The organism is Curtobacterium sp. GD1 (assembly GCF_020882855.1).
Taxonomy (GTDB): Bacteria; Actinomycetota; Actinomycetes; order Actinomycetales; family Microbacteriaceae; genus Curtobacterium.
This window is the reverse complement of sequence record NZ_JAFEVQ010000023.1, coordinates 15625-33833: the sequence shown is the minus strand read 5'-3', so window position 1 is coordinate 33833 and position 18209 is coordinate 15625. Positions and strand designations below refer to the sequence as shown.

15 protein-coding genes are annotated in these 18209 nt (G+C 71.0%); 10 read left to right on the top strand and 5 right to left on the bottom strand.

What is annotated here, in order from left to right; genetic code table 11:
* Positions 1 to 70: 70 nt before the first annotated feature.
* Genes JSX79_RS13245 through JSX79_RS13225 form a run of 5 tightly spaced genes read left to right on the top strand, consistent with a single transcriptional unit; the run spans position 71 to position 6466 of the window.
* Positions 71 to 673 (top strand): DUF177 domain-containing protein, encoded by a 603-nt coding sequence (locus tag JSX79_RS13245; protein ID WP_229086645.1) that lies wholly within the window; start codon positions 71 to 73, stop codon positions 671 to 673.
* Between the two features lie 47 nt (positions 674 to 720).
* Complete coding sequence (gene rpmF / locus JSX79_RS13240) at positions 721 to 924, top strand: 50S ribosomal protein L32 (protein WP_022905230.1); 204 nt, start codon at positions 721 to 723, stop codon at positions 922 to 924.
* A 13-nt stretch (positions 925 to 937) separates the two neighbouring features.
* On the top strand, positions 938 to 1663 hold the full coding sequence (rnc, locus tag JSX79_RS13235; protein WP_229086630.1) for a ribonuclease III: 726 nt from the start codon (positions 938 to 940) through the stop codon (positions 1661 to 1663).
* Between the two features lie 4 nt (positions 1664 to 1667).
* Complete coding sequence (gene mutM / locus JSX79_RS13230; protein WP_229086629.1) at positions 1668 to 2639, top strand: bifunctional DNA-formamidopyrimidine glycosylase/DNA-(apurinic or apyrimidinic site) lyase; 972 nt, start codon at positions 1668 to 1670, stop codon at positions 2637 to 2639.
* Between the two features lie 32 nt (positions 2640 to 2671).
* On the top strand, positions 2672 to 6466 hold the full coding sequence (locus tag JSX79_RS13225) for an AAA family ATPase (protein WP_229086628.1): 3795 nt from the start codon (positions 2672 to 2674) through the stop codon (positions 6464 to 6466).
* Between the two features lie 163 nt (positions 6467 to 6629).
* Here JSX79_RS13225 and JSX79_RS13220 read toward each other — a convergent pair whose 3' ends face one another.
* Positions 6630 to 7658, bottom strand: a complete 1029-nt coding sequence (locus JSX79_RS13220) for a TerC family protein (protein WP_092386739.1) — start codon at positions 7656 to 7658, stop codon at positions 6630 to 6632.
* 218 nt (positions 7659 to 7876) lie between these two features.
* Here JSX79_RS13220 and ftsY point away from each other — a divergent pair, with 218 nt between their 5' ends.
* On the top strand, positions 7877 to 8746 hold the full coding sequence (gene ftsY, locus JSX79_RS13215) for a signal recognition particle-docking protein FtsY (protein WP_070416414.1): 870 nt from the start codon (positions 7877 to 7879) through the stop codon (positions 8744 to 8746).
* A gap of 58 nt (positions 8747 to 8804) precedes the next feature.
* Positions 8805 to 8963, top strand: coding sequence for a DUF4175 domain-containing protein (locus tag JSX79_RS13210; RefSeq protein ID WP_139199230.1), 159 nt, complete (start codon positions 8805 to 8807; stop codon positions 8961 to 8963).
* Positions 8964 to 9059: 96 nt separating this feature from the next.
* Here the strand turns inward: JSX79_RS13210 and lipA are convergent, their stop codons facing one another.
* The 3 genes from lipA to JSX79_RS13195 all read right to left on the bottom strand — a co-directional run bounded on the left by lipA (position 9060) and on the right by JSX79_RS13195 (position 11344).
* Positions 9060 to 10043, bottom strand: a complete 984-nt coding sequence (lipA, locus tag JSX79_RS13205) for a lipoyl synthase (RefSeq protein WP_229086627.1) — start codon at positions 10041 to 10043, stop codon at positions 9060 to 9062.
* Positions 10040 to 10747: a lipoyl(octanoyl) transferase LipB gene (gene lipB, locus JSX79_RS13200; RefSeq protein WP_229086626.1), complete on the bottom strand. Its 708-nt coding sequence runs from the start codon at positions 10745 to 10747 to the stop codon at positions 10040 to 10042. The genes lipA and lipB overlap by 4 nt, the downstream gene beginning before the upstream one ends.
* Positions 10748 to 10810: 63 nt before the next feature.
* Positions 10811 to 11344 carry a hypothetical protein gene (locus JSX79_RS13195; protein WP_229086625.1) on the bottom strand — a complete coding sequence of 178 codons (534 nt, stop codon included), beginning with the start codon at positions 11342 to 11344 and terminating at the stop codon, positions 10811 to 10813.
* 59 nt (positions 11345 to 11403) lie between these two features.
* On the opposite strand from JSX79_RS13195, the gene JSX79_RS13190 reads away from it, so the two are divergent.
* Positions 11404 to 12117 (top strand): VOC family protein, encoded by a 714-nt coding sequence (locus JSX79_RS13190; RefSeq protein WP_229086624.1) that lies wholly within the window; start codon positions 11404 to 11406, stop codon positions 12115 to 12117.
* Between the two features lie 44 nt (positions 12118 to 12161).
* Complete coding sequence (gene ffh, locus JSX79_RS13185) at positions 12162 to 13712, top strand: signal recognition particle protein (RefSeq protein WP_022905829.1); 1551 nt, start codon at positions 12162 to 12164, stop codon at positions 13710 to 13712.
* Between the two features lie 84 nt (positions 13713 to 13796).
* Here ffh and JSX79_RS13180 read toward each other — a convergent pair whose 3' ends face one another.
* Entirely contained in the window at positions 13797 to 14936 is a 1140-nt protein-coding gene (locus JSX79_RS13180; protein ID WP_229086623.1) for a glutamate--cysteine ligase, read from the bottom strand.
* Positions 14937 to 15054: 118 nt separating this feature from the next.
* Here JSX79_RS13180 and aroA point away from each other — a divergent pair, with 118 nt between their 5' ends.
* Positions 15055 to 18207, top strand: a complete 3153-nt coding sequence (gene aroA, locus JSX79_RS13175) for a 3-phosphoshikimate 1-carboxyvinyltransferase (RefSeq protein ID WP_229086622.1) — start codon at positions 15055 to 15057, stop codon at positions 18205 to 18207.
* Positions 18208 to 18209: the final 2 nt, after the last annotated feature.

Sequence of the window (18209 nt, the reverse complement as noted above, 5' to 3'; positions counted from 1 at the left end):
CCGGACACGCCCGCCCCCGCCTCGACTCGCAGGCCCGAGCGATGTAGGCTTGTCGATCGTGTCTTCCCACGTGAACAGCCCCTACGCCCTGCGCGTGCGCGACCTCGCGCACCGGCCGGGCGAGATGCGCGAGCACTCGCTCGACATCGCGGTGCCGGATGCGATGGGAGCCGGTGTCATCTCCGTCCGCGAAGGCGCCGAGATGCACATCGACCTCCGGCTCGAGGGCCTGCACGAGGGCGTCCTCGTCTCCGGGCACGCCAGCGCCGAGGCCGAGGGCGAGTGCTCCCGGTGCCTCATCGACATCAGCGAGCCCGTCGAGGTCGATTTCGCCGAGCTGTTCGCGTATGATGCCTCGGAGGATTTCGACTTCTTCGTTCACGATGACCACGTGGATTGTGAACAGGTCGTTCGAGATGCGGTGGTGCTGGCGCTGCCGTTCCAGCCGGTCTGCCGACCGGACTGCCCAGGCCTCGACCCGGTGACGGGCGAGCGACTGGCCGACATCGGCGAGCAGCCTGCTCACGAGGTCCTGGACCCGCGGTGGGCTGCGTTGAGCGGCATCACCCTCGACGACGCGACGAGCGGCGGCGAGGACACGGACGCAGCCAGCACGACCACGCCCCAGACCACCGAGGGTCAGGAGCGGTCCGACGCCGACCAGGCCGACTGACCGCCGCCCCTCGCCACTGACCACCGACCAACCGAAAGAGAACCACCATGGCCGTTCCCAAGCGCAAGCAGTCCCGTGCCAACACGCACGCCCGTCGTTCGCAGTGGAAGGCCGCGCCGGTCCAGCTCGTGAAGACGATCGAGAACGGCAAGGTCACCTACAGCCTCCCGCACCGCGCGAAGGTCGTCGAGGACTCCGCCGGCACGCCCCTGTACATGGAGTACAAGGGCCGCAAGGTCGCCGACGTCTGATCGGACCACACGCATGACAGCGACGTCCGGCGCCACGGGGTCCCGCCCCGTGGGGCCGGACGTCGTTCGTCTGCAGGGCATCCTCGGGGCCGACATCGACCTCGAGCTCCTGCAGCTCGCCCTGACCCACCGCTCGTACGCGTACGAGCACGGTGGCATCGGGCACAACGAACGCCTCGAGTTCCTCGGGGACTCGATCCTCGGCCAGGCCGTGACCGTGAAGCTCTACCGGTCCTTCCCCGACCTCGACGAAGGCGACCTCGCCAAGCGGCGCGCGAGCCTGGTGTCGACGGTCGCCCTCGCCGAGATCGCCCGCATGATCGGGCTCGGACAGTACCTCCGGCTCGGCAAGGGTGAAGAGCAGACCGGTGGCCGCGACAAGTCGTCGATCCTCGCCGACACGGTCGAGGCTGTGATCGGCGCGACCTACCTCTCCGCCGGCCCCGACCCGGCGACCGCGCTGGTGCTCCGGCTGGTCGAACCGCTCCTCATCGACCCGGACCGCTTCGGCGCCGCGATGGACCCGAAGACGAGCCTGCAGGAACTCGCGTCGAGCCTGTCGCTCGGCAACCCGTCGTACCGCGTGACCGAGGCCGGTCCCGACCACGACAAGACCTTCCACGCCACGGTCGTGCTCCAGGGCGAGGACGTCTCCACCGGCACCGGGTCGAGCAAGAAGACCGCCGAGATGGCAGCGGCGCTCCAGGCGTGGACGCAGCTCTCCGGCCGGGCGGCCTGACCGCGTGCCCGAACTGCCCGAGGTCGAGGTCGTCCGCGCCGGCCTCGAACCCGCCGTCAGCGGCGCGCGGGTCCTGCACGTGGACGTCGTCGACGACCGGGCACTGACCCGGCACGACGGTCCGGCCGAGGACTTCGCCGACCGCCTGACCGGTCGCACCATCGCCGCCGCGGTCCGTCGTGGCAAGTTCCTCTGGATGCCCCTGCAGCCCGAGCACGAGGGCGACCGACCCGAGGCCCTCGTGGCCCACCTGGGCATGAGCGGTCAGATCCTGCTCGGCCGTGGGCGCGAGGCGGCGAAGCACCGACGGATTCTCCTCGACGTCCAGCCCACCGGCACCGACCGCGACGGCTCCCCGGAGCCACCGGTCGAGCTCGAGTTCGTCGACCAGCGCACGTTCGGCTCGATGGCGATCGACGAGATGGTCCCGACGATCGACGGGGCGCCGGCCGGTTCCGCCGGACACGTCGACGAGGTCGATCCCGACGCCGTGTGGCGCCGGAGCATCCCGAAGCAGGTGTCGCACATCGCCCGCGACCCGCTCGACCCCGCGTTCGACGACGACCGCTTCATCGCCGCCGCCCGGAAGCGCTCGAGCGGCATCAAGCGCGTCCTGCTCGACCAGGGCGTCGTGAGCGGCATCGGGAACATCTACGCCGACGAGTCCCTCTGGGCGGCCAGGCTGCACTACGACCGCCCGGCCGAGCGGCTGACCCGCGCCGACCTGCACGGCCTCCTGTCCGAGGTGCGGCACGTCCTCGGCCGTGCGCTGGAGGACGGCGGCACGAGCTTCGACGCGCAGTACGTCAACGTGAACGGGCAGTCCGGGTACTTCTCGCAGCGGTTGCACGTGTACGGGCAGCAGGGGAAGCCGTGCCCCCGGTGCGGCACCGCGATCGTGCGTGAGGCCTTCATGAACCGATCGAGCCACATCTGCCCCGTGTGCCAACCACGCCCACGCCGTCGCACGCGTTAGCCTGACGCCCAACCAGAGCATCCGGAGACCGCATGTACTTGAAGAGCCTGACCATCAAGGGGTTCAAGTCCTTCGCGCAGCCGACGACGTTCGCGTTCGAGCCGGGCGTCACGTGCATCGTCGGCCCGAACGGCTCCGGCAAGTCCAACGTCGTGGACGCCCTCGCGTGGGTGATGGGGGAGCAGGGGGCGAAGACCCTCCGTGGCGGCAAGATGGAGGACGTCATCTTCGCGGGCACCTCGACGCGCGGTCCGCTCGGCCGTGCGCAGGTGCTGCTGACGATCGACAACGCCGACGGCCTGCTGCCGATCGAGTACTCCGAGGTCACGATCTCCCGCACGCTCTTCCGCAACGGCGGCAGCGAGTACGCGATCAACGGCGAGAACTGCCGCCTGCTCGACGTCCAGGAGCTCCTGAGCGACACCGGCCTCGGCCGTGAGATGCACGTCATCGTCGGCCAGGGCCAGCTGGACAAGGTCCTGCACGCGACGCCCGAGGACCGCCGCGGCTTCATCGAGGAGGCCGCCGGCATCCTGAAGCACCGTCGGCGCAAGGAGAAGACCCTCCGCAAGCTCGACGCGATGCAGACGAACCTGACGCGCCTGTCCGACCTCGCGGGGGAGATCCGCCGCCAGCTGAAGCCCCTCGGACGCCAGGCCGAGGTCGCCCGCAAGGCCCAGTCGGTCGCCGCGGTCGCCCGTGACGCCAAGGCCCGCATCCTCGCCGACGACGTCGTCCGCCTGCGCCGCGAGCTCCACGAGCACCAGGAGGTCGAGGCCGGCCGCAAGTCCGAGCGCATCGTGCTGCAGGAACGGCTCGACCAGACCCGTGCCCGCCAGCAGCACGTCGAGCAGAGCATGGTCGGCGACGACGTCGACCGCGCCCGCACGGTGGTGCACCGGCTGGAGAGTGTGCAGGAGCGGCTCCGCGGCCTGTCGAGCCTGGCGAACCAGCGCCTGATGTTCCTCGCCCAGCAGGCTGACGCGCCGCAGCAGGGCCCCACGATCACGCCGGAGCAGGTGCAGGGCGTCCGGAACGAGGCGGACCGGCTCGAGGCGCAGGCGGCGGAGATGACCGGCGGCACGGCCGTGGCGGCGCAGCGGGTGCAGGAGGCCCGTGCGGCGCTCGACGCCCTCGACGAGCGGATCGCCGCCCAGGCAGCCCTCGTCTCGCAGCACGACCTCGAGGCCCAGCGGCTCGGGTCCGCGGTGGACGTGGCCACGTCGAAGCGCGGTTCCGCGGTGGCCGACCGGGAACGGCGCGAGCGGGCGCTGGCCGAGGCAGGGGAGCGGTCCGAACGGGCGGCTGCGGTCCTCGCCGAACTCGGCGCGGACCCGTCCGAGGGCATCGACGAGGACGCGCTGACCGCCGCGCTCGAGACCGCCCGCGAGCAGCAGGAGGCGGCGCAGTCAGCACGTGACGAGCTGCGCGACCGCCTGCACGCCCTCGAGCGCGAACGGGACGCCCTGGACGCCCGTGTCGCCGCGCTCGGCATGTCGATCGACGTCCGTGACGGTTCGCAGGCACTCATCGAGGCCGGGCGCGACGGCATCGTGGGTCGCCTCGCGGACCGTCTCAGCGTGACGCCCGGGTTCGAAGGGGCGATCGCGATCGCCCTCGACGGACTCGCCGACGCCGTCCTCGCCGACGACCGGTCCGTCGCGCTCGACGCCGTCGCGCACGCCCGCACCGAGGACATCGGACGCATCGACGTCGTGGTCGCCGACGCCGACGCCCCGCCGTCCGGACTGCCCGAGCGGCTCCCGGCCGGGGTCCGCCGCGCACTCGACCTCGTGCAGGGTCCGCCGGCGATCGCCGCGATCCTGCGGGACACGCTGGTCGCGGACACCGACGGGGTCGACCTGGACGCGGTGCTCACCGCCGCCCCGGAGGCCACGGTGGTGACGCGGTCCGGTGACCTCGTCCGTGCGGTCCGCGTGACGGGCGGCGGGGAGCGCGTGACCTCGCGCATCGAACTCGTCGCGGAACGCGACGACGCCGTGACCCGCCGCGACGCGATCGCGCGCGACGCCGAGGACGCCGCCACGCGCCTCCAGGCCGCCCGCACCGCCGTCGAGGACGCACGTCGCGCGGCGGACGACGCGGACGCTGCCTCGCGCGCCCACGCCCGGGCGAAGGCGGAGTACGACCGGACCAGCGCGTCGACCCGCGCGAAGGTGGAGAACGCCGCCGCCGAGGTCGAGCGACTGCGCGCGGCCCTCGCCGAGACCGACGGCGCCGTCGAGGCTGCCGAGGCGGCCCTGGCCGAGGCGGAACGCGCGCGCCAGGAGTTCGCCGACCGTCCGCGCCCCGTCGTCGACGCGTCCGAGCGCCCCGGGCTGCAGGACGCACTCGAGGCCGCACGCGCCGCCGAGATCGAGCAGCGCATCCAGGTCGAGACCGTCCGCGAGCGTGTCCGTGCGGAGCGGACCCGCGCCGACCAGCTGGAGCGGCAGCTCGAGGCCGAACGCTCCGCAGCGGCGGAGGCCGCACGACTCGCCGTGATCCGCCGTGGGCAGATCGCCGTCGCCGAGGACGTGCTCGCCGACCTGCCCGGGCTGCTCGGTGCCGTCGACCGGTCCCTCGCCGAGGCCCGCGTGCAGCTCGCCACCGAAGAGGCGGAGCGGTCGAAGCGCAACACCGAGCTCCAGACGATCCGGAACGAGGAGCGCGAGCTCCGCGACCGCCTCCAGTCCATCACCGACGGCGTGCACTCGCTCGAGATGGAGATCTACGAGAAGAAGTTGCACGTGTCCGGCGTGCTCGACCGGGCGCAGAGCGAGCTCGGGCTCGTCGAGGCCGTGCTGGTCGCCGAGTACGGGCCGCACGTGCCGGTGCCGGTGGACGTCCTGATCGACCCCCGGGTCCTCGCCCGGAAGCACCGCGACGCCGAGCGCGCGGCAGCTGCCGCCGCGGCCCTGGACGGCTCCGCGCCGGAGGCGACGGTGGAGGACGGGGCCGAGCCGCGCCTCCAGTCCGACGACTCGCCGACCGACGCCGACTCGCCAACCGACGCCGATTCGCCGACCGACGCCGACGACGACCTGGTCGAACTGGTCGACGCCGAGTCGACGCTCCCGGGCGGCCCCGCCCTGCCCGAGTTCGACGCCACCGAGGACGTCGACCCCGCCGACGTCGAGACGGTGCCGTACGTCCGCGCCGAGCAGGAGCGACGGCTCAAGGCGGCCGAGCGTGACCTCGGCCAGCTCGGCAAGGTGAACCCGCTCGCGCTCGAGGAGTTCCAGGCGCTCGAACAGCGTCACGCGTTCCTCGCCGAGCAGCTCGAGGACCTGCAGAAGACCCGGACCGACCTCATGACGATCATCGACGAGCTCGACCAGAAGATGCAGACGATCTTCGAGTCCGCGTTCGACGACACGAAGGAGGCGTTCGACGTCATCTTCCCGATCCTCTTCCCCGGCGGCTCCGGGTCGATCACGCTGACGAACCCCGACGACCTGCTGAACACCGGCATCGAGGTGCAGGTGAAGCCCGCCGGCAAGAAGATCGACCGGCTGACCCTGCTGTCCGGCGGCGAGCGGTCCCTGGCCGCTGTGGCGCTGCTCGTGGCGATCTTCACCGCCCGCCCGTCGCCGTTCTACATCATGGACGAGGTCGAGGCGGCGCTCGACGACGCCAACCTCGGGCGGCTGCTGACGGTGTTCGAGCGGCTGCGGGCGTCGTCGCAGCTCATCGTGATCACGCACCAGAAGCGCACGATGGAGATCGCCGACGCGCTGTACGGGGTCTCGATGCGGCAGGACGGCGTCTCCGCCGTCGTCGGCCAACGCGTGCAGAAGCGGTCGCCGGAGCCGGCGGTCGCGTAGGCCCGAGTCCGAGACTCGGCTCCGCGGACAGTTTCGTGCCCTCGCGGCCGCCAAACTGTCCGCAGGGCCGAGTCTCGGCGCACCGCCGGCCTGCGGGACCACAGACGGACGGGAGGCGCGGTGCCAGCCGGCACCGCGCCTCCCGTCCGTCGTGTGGCCGCGACTAGTGCGCGTCGGCCTCGACGGCCTCCTTCGGCTCGCCCGTCGGGGTGAGCCCGCGCTCCTGGCGACGCTTCGACACCACGAGCGACGCCACCGTGGCGACCGCGATCGTCAGCATGATGAAGCCCAGCGAGAACCAGATCGGGATCTCCGGAGCCCACTCGATGTGCTCACCGCCGTTGATGAACGGCAGCTCGTTGACGTGCATGGCGTGGAAGACGAGCTTGACGCCGATGAACCCGAGGATGACCGCGAGGCCCTGCCCGAGGTAGATGAGGCGTTCGAGCAGCCCGGCGATGAGGAAGTACAGCTGACGGAGCCCGAGCAGCGAGAACGCGTTCGCGGTGAACACGATGAAGGCGTCCTGCGTCAGCCCGAAGATCGCGGGGATCGAGTCGAGCGCGAAGAGCACGTCGGTGAGGCCGATCGCGACCATCACGAGCAGCATCGGCGTGAAGAGGCGCTTGCCGTCGACCTTCGTGGTGAGGCGGTCGCCGTCGTAGTGGTCCGAGGTCGGGATGACGCGCTTGAGGATGCGGATCAGGCGGGAGTCACCCTCGTCGCCGCCGTGGTCGTTGCCGCTGCGGGCCTGCGACCAGGCGAGCCAGAAGAGCAGCGCGCCGAACAGGTAGAACACCCACGAGAAGTTGTCGATGATCGTGACGCCGAGGGCGATGAAGATGCCGCGTGCGACGAGGGCGATCGCGACGCCGACGAGCAGGACCTTCTGCTGGAACTCCTTCGGCACGGCGAAGCTCGACATGATGATGAGGAAGACGAACAGGTTGTCGACCGACAGTGCCTTCTCGGTCAGCCACCCGGCGAAGTACTCACCGCCGGCCTGTCCGCCGCCGAAGACGAGGATGCCGACACCGAAGAGGATCGCGAGCCCGACGTAGAACGCCGACCAGAACGCGGATTCCTTGATGTGCGGGACGTGCGGGGTGCGCACGTGCGAGAAGAAGTCGAACACCAGCAGCGCGAGGATGCCTGCGATGGTGAGGAGCCAGACGAAGAGTGGGACGTCCACGGGTTTCCTTCAGGTCGATGGGCGCAACCAGGTGGTGGGTACGCCGAGGCCTGAAGGTCTCTTCCGCCGCGGTCCGCACGATGTGTCGACCACGACCGGCGCCCCGGGCCCGGATCGTTCCGGACCGTACTGACGGGGACACCGAGGAGGAATACTCCCCTTCGTGTCACCGAGCGTACCGGGCGCTGCCCACATGCGCCGCGCTCTAAGCTGGGAACATGGCGAGTTCCTGGTCACTGTCCTCCCGGCTGCGCGGGCTGTTCCAGCGCAAGACGATCGACGAGACCACGTGGGAGGACCTCGAGACGGCGCTCATCGGTGCGGACTTCGGCCCGGACATCGCCGACGAGATCATCGAGGACCTCCACGCGCGCGTCGACCGCTACGGCACGACGGACCCCGCCGATCTCCAGCGGATGCTGCGCGAGGTGCTCGAGGAACGGCTGTCGAAGCTCGACACCACGCTGAAGCTCAGCAACCGGCCGGCGGTCGTGCTCGTCGTCGGGGTGAACGGCGTCGGCAAGACCACCACCATCGGCAAGTTCGCGAAGTTCCTCAAGACGTACGACCGCACGGTCCTCGTCGGCGCGGCGGACACCTTCCGAGCCGCCGCGGTCGAGCAGGTCGCGACGTGGGCGGAGCGAGCGGGCGTCGAGGTCGTGCGACCGGCCCAGCCCGGGCAGGACCCGGCGTCGGTCGCGTACCAGACGGTCGAGAAGGCCATCAGGGACAACACCGAGATCGTCGTCATCGACACCGCCGGCCGACTGCACACCAAGGCCGGGCTGATGGACGAGCTCACCAAGATCAAGCGCGTGGTCGAGAAGCAGACCGAGATCGCCGAGGTCCTGCTCGTGCTCGACGCCACGACCGGCCAGAACGGCCTCGCGCAGGCGCAGGCGTTCATCGAGGGCGCGGGCGTCACGGGGCTCGTCATCACCAAGCTCGACGGCTCGGCCAAGGCCGGGTTCGTGCTGAGCGTGCAGGAGAAGACGGGCATCCCGATCAAGCTCATCGGCCAGGGCGAGGGCATCAACGACCTCACCGGTTTCACCCCGCACGTGTTCGTGCAGAACCTCGTGGGCTGATTCCGGGTACCGTCTGCGCAGTACAGGGATCGTCCAGGTACACGGAAGGAGCCCTCACATGCCCGCTCTGCTGATCATCGCGATCATCGTCGGCCTCGTCCTGCTCTTCAGCGGCATCTTCGTCGGTGCCCTGAAGTTCCTGCTGTGGGTCGGGATCGTCCTCATCATCCTGGCCGTCATCGGCTGGCTGCTCAGGAGCATCCGCGGTCGCGCGTAGCGACCGACGCGTCCGTCACGGACGCATGCGCGGAACGGGAGGCGCGGTGCCAGCTGGCACCGCGCCTCCCGTCCGTCGTCCGTCCGGTCCCACCGCTCAGACGGCCTGGCGACCCGGCGTCGCGTCGAGCAGGTGCGACAGGTGCTCCGGCACCGTGCCGCCGCGGGCGACCGTGGCACGCGCCCAGAGGCGCCCGGCCCGGTAGGACGACCGGACCAGCGGCCCGGCGAGGACCCCGGCGAAGCCCATCTCCTCGGCGACCTCGCGCAGGGCGACGAACTCCTCGGGTGCGACCCATCGCGCGACCGGCAGGTGCCGCGGCGACGGGCGGAGGTACTGCGTCAGCGTGACGATGTCCGTGCCGGCGTCGTACAACCGCTGCAGGGCGTCCTCGATCTCGATGCGCTCCTCGCCCATGCCGAGGATCAGGTTCGACTTCGTGACGAGCCCCGCGTCGCGTCCCTGCGTGATGACGTCGAGGGAGCGCTCGAAGGTGAACGCCGGGCGGATGCGCTTGAAGATGCGCGGCACGGTCTCGACGTTGTGGGCGAAGACCTCGGGGCGCGCGGCGAACACCTGTCCGAGCTGGTCCGGGCGGCCGTTGAAGTCGGGCACGAGGATCTCGACACCGGTACCGGGGGAGTGCTCGTGGATCTGGCGGATCGTCTCCGCGTAGAGCCAGGCGCCGCCGTCGGGCAGGTCGTCGCGGGCGACCCCGGTGACCGTGGCGTACTTCAGGCCCATCTCGGCGACGGAGTCCGCGACCCGGCGGGGCTCGTCGCGGTCGAGCGGCTCGGGCTTGCCGGTGTCGATCTGGCAGAAGTCGCAGCGGCGCGTGCACTGCGAGCCGCCGATGAGGAAGGTGGCCTCGCGGTCCTCCCAGCACTCGAAGATGTTCGGGCAGCCGGCCTCCTGGCAGACGGTGTGCAGCTGCTTGCTCCGCACGAGGCCGGACAGCTCGCGGAACTCCGGGCCCTGGGTGGCGCGGGTCTTGATCCACGCCGGCTTGGTCTCGATCGGGGTCTCGGCGTTGCGGGCCTCGACGCGGAGCATCCGGCGGCCTTCAGGGGCGAGGGTCATACGAGGGTCTCCTGTCGTGCGGACGTGGTGGCGGGCGTGCTCGTGGCGCTGCTGATCCGGTGTCCGGAGTGCATGCCCTGCTTGGCGGCGCGGAGGCGGTCGAGCACCACGGGGACGATCTCGTCGACCGTCACGGTGCGACCGGCTGCGCGGCTGAGGGTCGTCACCCCCGCGTCGCTGATCCCGCACGGCACGATCGCGGCGTAGGCGTCGAGGCTGTTCGTGCAGTTGATCGCGAGGCCGTGGCTCGTCACCCCCTCGGCGACGTGCAGGCCGATCGCGCCGACCTTGGCGTGCGGGGCACCGGCCGGGCCGGGGACCCAGGCGCCGCTGCGTCCCGGGACCCGCTCGGCGAGCACACCCACGGCGGCCGCCGCGTCGACGATGACCTGCTCGAGATCCCGCACCCAGGCGACGACGTCGAGCGGCTCGGCCAGCCGGACGATCGGGTAGGCGACGAGCTGCCCCGGTCCGTGCCAGGTGATCCGTCCGCCGCGGTCGACGTCGACCACGGGGGAGCCGTCCGTCGGCAGGTCGGACGGTTCGGTGCGACGCCCGGCGGTGTACACGGACGGGTGCTCGCACAGGACGACGGCCCCGGGTGAGCGGCCGGCGACGACGTCGGCGTGGAGGGCCCGCTGCAGTGCGAGTCCCTCGGCGTGGTCCAGCAACCCGGACGGGCGCACGATGTCGAGTTCCGGCATGCGCGCCAGGCTACGACAGTTTCTGTACTCCGTCCAACAACGGCATCGACGGGTTTCCGGAGGTCACGGCACGCGGACGTCCTGCCACGTTGCCGTGCGGAGCTCCTCCTCGTACAGCGCACGAGCCCGTGGCAGGTGGCGTCGTTCGACCGCGAAGACGTGCACCGCGATGCCCGCCCACAGCACCCCGGGGAAGAGCGCGAGCACGACGTCCTGCCAGTCGCTCGCACCGGCCAGTTGCGAGACGGCCGGTGCGAGGAACAGGACGGCCAGGACCGCGGCGAGCCACGCGAACCAGCTGGTCCGGTCGATGAAGTGCGCGAGCCACCGGACCCGCCGTCGGGTGGGGACGCCGACCGGCTCCGGACCCCCTCGAACCCACTCCCGCAGCGCCCGCTGGGTCGCGTACCCGCCGATGGTGGCCCAGGCGACGACGACGAGGACGGTCACGAGCAACCCTGCGCCGATGCCGACGGCCACGACGGTCGACACCGGGATCGCGAACCGTGACGCGAACACGGCGGCGGCGAACCCGCAGAGCAGTGCGACGGCAGCGGCACGGGCCCAGCCGCCGAGGTCGATCTCCCGGAGGTGCATGCGTCGGACAGTAGTCCGGGCCTTGACCTGAAGCGCGGTTGAGGGTGTCGGGTGGGGCCATGCACATCCGCCAGATCCAGCTCGCCACCCGCTCCCTCGACGACACCGCCCGCTGCTACGAGCAACTCGGGTGCGCGGTGCTCGCCGACGACGACTCGGTCCGGGTCACCGTCGGGTCGTCGCAGCTCGTCTTCCGGGTGCTCGACGGGATGACCGGGGCGCACCACCTCGCGTTCACGATCCCGACCGGGACGTTCGCGGACGCGAAGCGCCGGGTGGCCGAGGTCGCGACAGTACTCGGGGCGGACGGTGTCGACGAGTTCGAGGGGCCGGCGGGGTGGGACTCGCGGTCGGTGTACTTCGAGGGGCCCGACCGGCAGCTGCTCGAGCTCATCGAGCGGAGGGAGCTCCCCGACGGCGACGCCGCGCCGGCCGCCGGGCGGGCCGCGCCGGCCGAGGGACAGGCCGCGCCGGCCGACGGGCACCCCGCGCCGCTCGCCCCGCTGCTCGTGTCGGTCAGTGAGGTCGGCATCGCCGTCCCCGACGTCCCCGGGGCGGTCGAGGCCCTCCGCCAGCACGGACTCGACCCCTACGCCGACCCGGCGGGGCCCGACTTCGCCCCCGTCGGCGACGTCGACGGGCTGCTCATCCTGGTGTCGTCCGGTCGGCAGTGGTTCCCGACGCTCGACCGGGCCCCGTCGTCGGCTCCGGTGGTGGTCGATCTCGGGCTCGGCACGACGGTGGAACTGGCCGAGGGCGTCCTCCTGCGGTGAACGGGCGAGAGCGTCCGGGCGGGGCCTTGTAGAATCGACGGATCATGGCGCAATTCGGTTCACTCTCCGATCGGCTGACCGAGACCTTCCGCAACCTGCGGAGCAAGGGTCGGCTGACTCCGTCCGACGTCGACGGCACCGTCCGCGAGATCCGGCGGGCGCTCCTCGACGCCGACGTCGCGCTCGAGGTCGTCAAGGCGTTCACCGCAGCCGTCCGCGAGCGGGCCCTCTCCGACGAGGTCAACCGCGCGCTCAACCCGGCGCAGCAGGTCGTCCAGATCGTCAACGAGGAACTCGTCGGCATCCTCGGCGGCCAGCAGCGGCGTCTCGAGTTCGCGAAGCGGCCCCCGACGGTCATCATGCTCGCGGGCCTCCAGGGCGCCGGCAAGACCACGCTCGCCGGCAAGCTCGGCAAGTGGCTCAAGAAGGACGGCCACACGCCGATGCTCGTCGCGGCGGACCTCCAGCGTCCGAACGCCGTGCAGCAGCTGCAGGTCGTCGGCGAACAGGCCGGCGTGCACGTCTTCGCGCCGGAGCCCGGCAACGGCGTCGGCGACCCGGTCAAGGTCGCGAAGAACGCCATCAAGGCCGCGGTCGACCAGCAGTACGACACCGTCATCGTGGACACCGCCGGTCGTCTCGGCGTCGACGCCGAGCTCATGAAGCAGGCCGCGAACATCCGCAAGGCCGTCGACCCCGACGAGGTCCTCTTCGTCATCGACGCGATGATCGGTCAGGACGCGGTCAACACCGCCCGTGCCTTCCAGGAAGGCGTCGACTTCACCGGCGTCGTCCTCTCGAAGCTCGACGGCGACGCCCGCGGTGGTGCGGCCCTGTCGGTCGCCAGCGTGACCGGCCGTCCGATCATGTTCGCCTCCACGGGCGAGGGGCTCGACGACTTCGAGCCGTTCCACCCGGACCGCATGGCGAGCCGCATCCTCGACCTCGGCGACATCCTCTCCCTCATCGAGCAGGCGCAGGGTGCCTTCGACGAGGAAGAAGCGCGCAAGGTCGCCGAGAAGATCGCGAGCGACTCGTTCACGCTCAACGACTTCCTCGAGCAGATGCAGCAGCTCCGCAAGGCCGGCTCGATCAAGGGCATGCTCGGCATGCTCCCCGGCGCCAAGGGCATGCGCGAGGCGCTCGACAACTTCGACGAGCGCGAGATCGTCCGCACCGAGGCGATCATCCAGTCGATGACCCCGCAGGAGCGCGAGCTGCCGAAGCTCCTCAACGGCTCCCGCCGCCTCCGCATCGCCAAGGGTGCCGGCTCCACCGTGACCGAGGTCAACGCCCTCGTGAACCGGTTCGAGCAGGCCGCGAAGATGATGAAGACCGTCGCGCGCGGTGGGGTCCCGCAGATGCCCGGCATGGGGCCGATCCCCGGCATGCACGGCGGCAAGAAGCAGCAGCAGGGCGGCAAGAAGAAGTCCAAGGTCGGCAACCCGGCGAAGCGTGCGGCGCTCGCCGCGGGTGCGGCCGCGGCGCCGCAGCAGGCGCCGAAGGGGTCCGGTCTCGGGCTCGGCGGCGGCAAGGGCGGCAAGGCGCCGACCGAGGAAGAGCTCGCGTCGCTGCAGAAGTTCCTGGGTCGCTGACGCGGCTCGCGATCGCAACCAGTTGACTGACTGGAGGCGCGGTGCCGGCCGGCACCGCGCCTCCAGTCCGTCGGACGGTGACGGTCAGAGCGAGTCGCGCAGCTCGGTGACCAGGTGCCGGACGACGGCGCGGAGGTCTCCGCTGTTCTCCTGCGCGACCTGCAACTGTCGCTGGTAGGAGGCGCCGTCCGCGATCATCGTGTCGAGGTGGTGCAGCTCCTGCTGGCACCCGAGACGCTCCGCCACCGGATCGAGCCGCTGTACGAGGTCGTGTACCTCGTCGGTCACGAGACGCTCGTCGCCGGCGGCGTTCGTGATGATCTCGGCCTCCATGCCGTACCGGGCTGCGCGCCACTTGTTCTCGCGGACGAACCAGGGCTGCATGGTCGGCAGGGTCTCGCCGGCGTCGAGGCGGTCGGACATGTCGGTGACGAGGCACTGGACGAGCGCGGTCACGGCCCCGACCTCGTGCAGGGTCGAGATGCCGTCGGAGACGCGGTTCTCGAGGGTGCCCCAGCCGGGCGACGGGCGGATGTCCCAGCGGAGATCCTTGACGCCCTCGATGACGCCGGTGCGGGTGAGGTCGTCGACGACCTCCTCGAAGTTCGCCCACGCGCCGAGTGCCGGCGGCAGGCCACCGGTCGGCAGCTGCTGGAACATCAGGGCGCGGTTCGAGGCGTACCCGGTGTCGGTGCCGGCCCAGAACGGGCTCGAGGCGGTGAAGGCCTGCAGGTGCGGCACGTACGCGAGCATCGCGCCGAGGATCGGCAGCGCCTTGTCACGGTCGTCGATGCCGACGTGGACATGGACGCCCCAGATGAGCATCTGACGGCCCCACCACCGGGTGCGGTCGATGAGGGTCGTGTAGTGCTCGCTGTCCGGTGTGATCTCCTGCTGGTCCCACACGGCGAAGGGGTGGGTGCCGGCGCACATGACCTGCGCGTCGAGGGGTTCGGCGGCGTCGACGACCTCGCCGATGATGCCGGACAGCTCGCTCGTGGCACCGCTCACCCGCGAGTGGACGCCGGTGACGACCTCGACCGTGTTCGTCAGGAGCTCCTCGGTCACCCGGTCGTGGTCACCGAGCCGCTGCTGCACCGCCTGGATGACGGCGGGGGCACGCGGGGTCAGGTCGCCGGTGTCCCGGTCGACCAGGGGGAGCTCCCACTCGACGCCGATGGTCGACGGGCGGGACTCGGTGAAACGGATGTCCATGCTGTACATCCTGCCCGGCTCCTTGTCGGACACGCACAAGGAACCGCACTCCCGGTCGTGCGGATCCGATTCACAGACGATCCACACCGGGCGTACCGTAGTAACGCTCAACAGGGAAGAGGTAGGCATGCAGCTGGTCGTGCGCGGGACGAACGCACCGCTCGTCGGAGAACTCGACATCCCGGTCTCGAAGTACCACGCGCACCGCGCGCTGGTGCTCGCGTCGCTGGCGAAGGGGACGAGCATCGTCTCCGGCATCAGTGCGACCCGGCAGGTCGAGTGGACCGTGGGCACGCTCCGTGCCCTCGGCGTCGACGTCAAGCGTCGCGGGAACGAGTACCACGTCACCGGCCTCGGCGGTCGGTACGAGGCCACCGACGTCGTCGACCACGGCTCCCGGGGCGCCGACGGGCTCCTCAACATGGGCTCCTCGGGCACCACGCTCTACTTCATGACGGGGCTCGCGTCGCTGGCGGACAAGCCGATGACCCTCTCGGGCATGAAGTACTTCCAGCGCCGCCCGATCAAGGCCCTGCTCACCTCGCTCACCCAGATGGGCATCGAGCTCGAGGCCACGAACGACTGCCCGCCGGTCACCGTGCAGCCGAAGCGTCCGCGCGGCGGCGACGTCCAGATCGCCGGCACCCTGTCGCAGTGGATCTCCGGCCTGCTCCTCGTCGCGCCCTTCGCGGAGGAGGAGACCCGGATCCACATCACCGGCGGACGGCTCAACGAGCAGCCGTACGTCGAGCTGACCGTGCGCATGATGCGCCAGTTCGGCCTCACGGTCGAGGTGTCCGACGACTGGCTCGAGTACCGGATCCCGGCGAACCAGCAGGCCACCCCGCACGACTACGTGATCCCGCCGGACATCGGCTCGGCCGCGTTCGGCATCGCCGCAGCCGGCATCCGCGAGTCGAACGTGCTGCTCCGCGGCATGACGGCGTTCACCACCGCCGAGACCGACCACCCGGAGAGCGAGTTCCTCGACCTCGCCACGGCGATGGGGGTCCCGATGCGGATCGACGAGGAGACCGGCTTCGTGCGCATCGAGCACGACGGCTCCCCGCTGCGCCCCCTCGACATCGACTGCCAGCCGATCCCGGACCTGCTGCCGATCCTGTCCACGATGGCGACCTTCGCCGAGGGCACGACCCGGCTCTGGAACGTCGCGCACATCCGCTTGAAGGAGTCCGACCGCGTCGCGGCGATGCTCCAGCTCAACCGACTGGGCGGCCGCGCCGAGCAGGGCGCCGACGAGCTGCGCGTCACCGGTGTCCGTCCGGGTGACCTGCACGGGTCGCCGATGTCCTCGTTCAACGACCACCGCGTGCTGATGTCGCTGGCCGTCGCCGCGTCGAAGGCCGACGGCGTCTCCGCCCTCACCTACCCGCGTGCCTACCGGATCTCCTACCCGACGTTCCTCGAGGCGATGAACTCGGTCGGCCTCGACATGGAGGTCGGCGACGGCGCCGAGGCGCAGATCGCCCGCGACGACCGGATCGACGCCGCCGAGGCCGCTGCGGAGAGCACGGACCTGGGGGATGAGCAGGAGACGGTGACGAGCGCGCTGCCCGAGCTCGCCGGCGTCGACGCCGACCCGCTCGTCCTCAGCGAGAAGGTCCGCGCACTCTCCCAGCAGGACCCGGACGGCCTCGCCGTGATCGAGGTCGGCGGCCCCGAGCCGGTGAACACGACGTGGCGCGAGCTGCAGGACGAGGCCGACAAGGTCTCCGCCCTGCTCCTCGAGCTCGGTGTCCGCACGGGCGAGTCCGTGGCGATGCAGCTGCCGAACTGGCGCGAGTTCGTCGCGATCACCCTCGGTGCGATCCAGATCGGTGCCGTCGCGACGCCGATCATGCCCGTGTTCGGTCCCCGCGAGACCACGATGACGCTGGCCCGGTCCCGCGCCCGCGTGGTCTTCCTGCCGAACGTCTTCCGGAAGCGTCGCCCGGCGCTCGAACTGCTCGAGGTCATCGACGAGGCGAAGGCCCAGAAGCGCCGCCTGTCGGTCGAGCACGTGGTCGTGCTCCGCTCCGAGGCACGCGGGCAGGCGGACAGCCCGACGAACCAGCCGCCGCTGCCCGCCGACGCCGCCGACCGCGTCGCCGCGAGCGAGTGGAACTGGCGCTACTTCGACACCGCGCTCGACTCGGTCCAGGTGGACGTCGACCAGATCCTGTCCCACGCGCCCGGCCCGGACGACGTCTGCCAGCTGCTCTTCACCTCCGGCACCACCGGCGAGCCGAAGGGCGTGCAGCACCCGCACCGGACGCTCGGCCTGGCGACCGCGATGCACGTCGCGCAGTCCGGCCTGACGAGCGAGGACCGGATCTACATCCCGTCGCCGCTCGCCCACCAGACCGGGTTCCTGTACGGCATGCTCCTGGCCTTCCGGCTCGGCGCACCGCAGGTCATCCAGCCCGTGTGGGACGGCACCGTCGCGCTCGAGCAGGCGTTCGGTGCCGCGAAGGCCACGTTCGTGCAGTGCGCGACGCCGTTCCTGACCGACCTCGTCGACCTCGTCGAGGCCGGGGCCGGACAGCCCGAGTCCCTCCGGATCTTCGTGCCGACGGGCGCCGCGGTGCCCCGTGCACTGGCCCAGCGTGCCGCGACGGTCCTCGGCACCGCGATCCTCGGCGCGTTCGGTACGAGCGAGACCTGCCTCGGGGCGCTCTCCAGCCCGACCGACGACCCGGCGGACGCCTACGGTCACGACGGTCGCGCGCTGCCCGGCATCCGGATCCGCATCGTCGACGACGAGGGGCACGAGCTGCCGGCGGACACCGAGGGCAACTTCGAGCTGCACTCGCCGACGATGTTCGACGGGTACCTCGACCGGCAGGACCTCACCGACGACGTCTTCACCGAGGACGGCTGGTACAAGACCGGTGACCTCGCGAAGGTCGATGCCAAGGGCTTCCTGTCCATCACGGGCCGCGTCAAGGACGTCATCAACCGCGGTGGTGAGAAGATCCCGGTCGTCGAGATCGAGAACCTGCTCTACCAGCACCCGCTCGTCACCGACGTGGCGATCGTCGCGATGCCGGACGCCCGCCTCGGGGAGCGCGCCTGCGCGTTCGTCGTGCCGGCGGCCGGTGCGGAGCAGCTCGACTTCGCCGCGATGCAGCGCGCGCTCGACAAGGCCGGCGTGAGCAAGTACTACTGGCCTGAGCGTCTCGAGTACATCGCCGAGCTGCCGCGCAACGCGGTCGGCAAGGTCCAGAAGAACGTCCTGCGCGAGCAGGCAGCCGCGCTCGTCGCGACGAAGGAGAACTGACA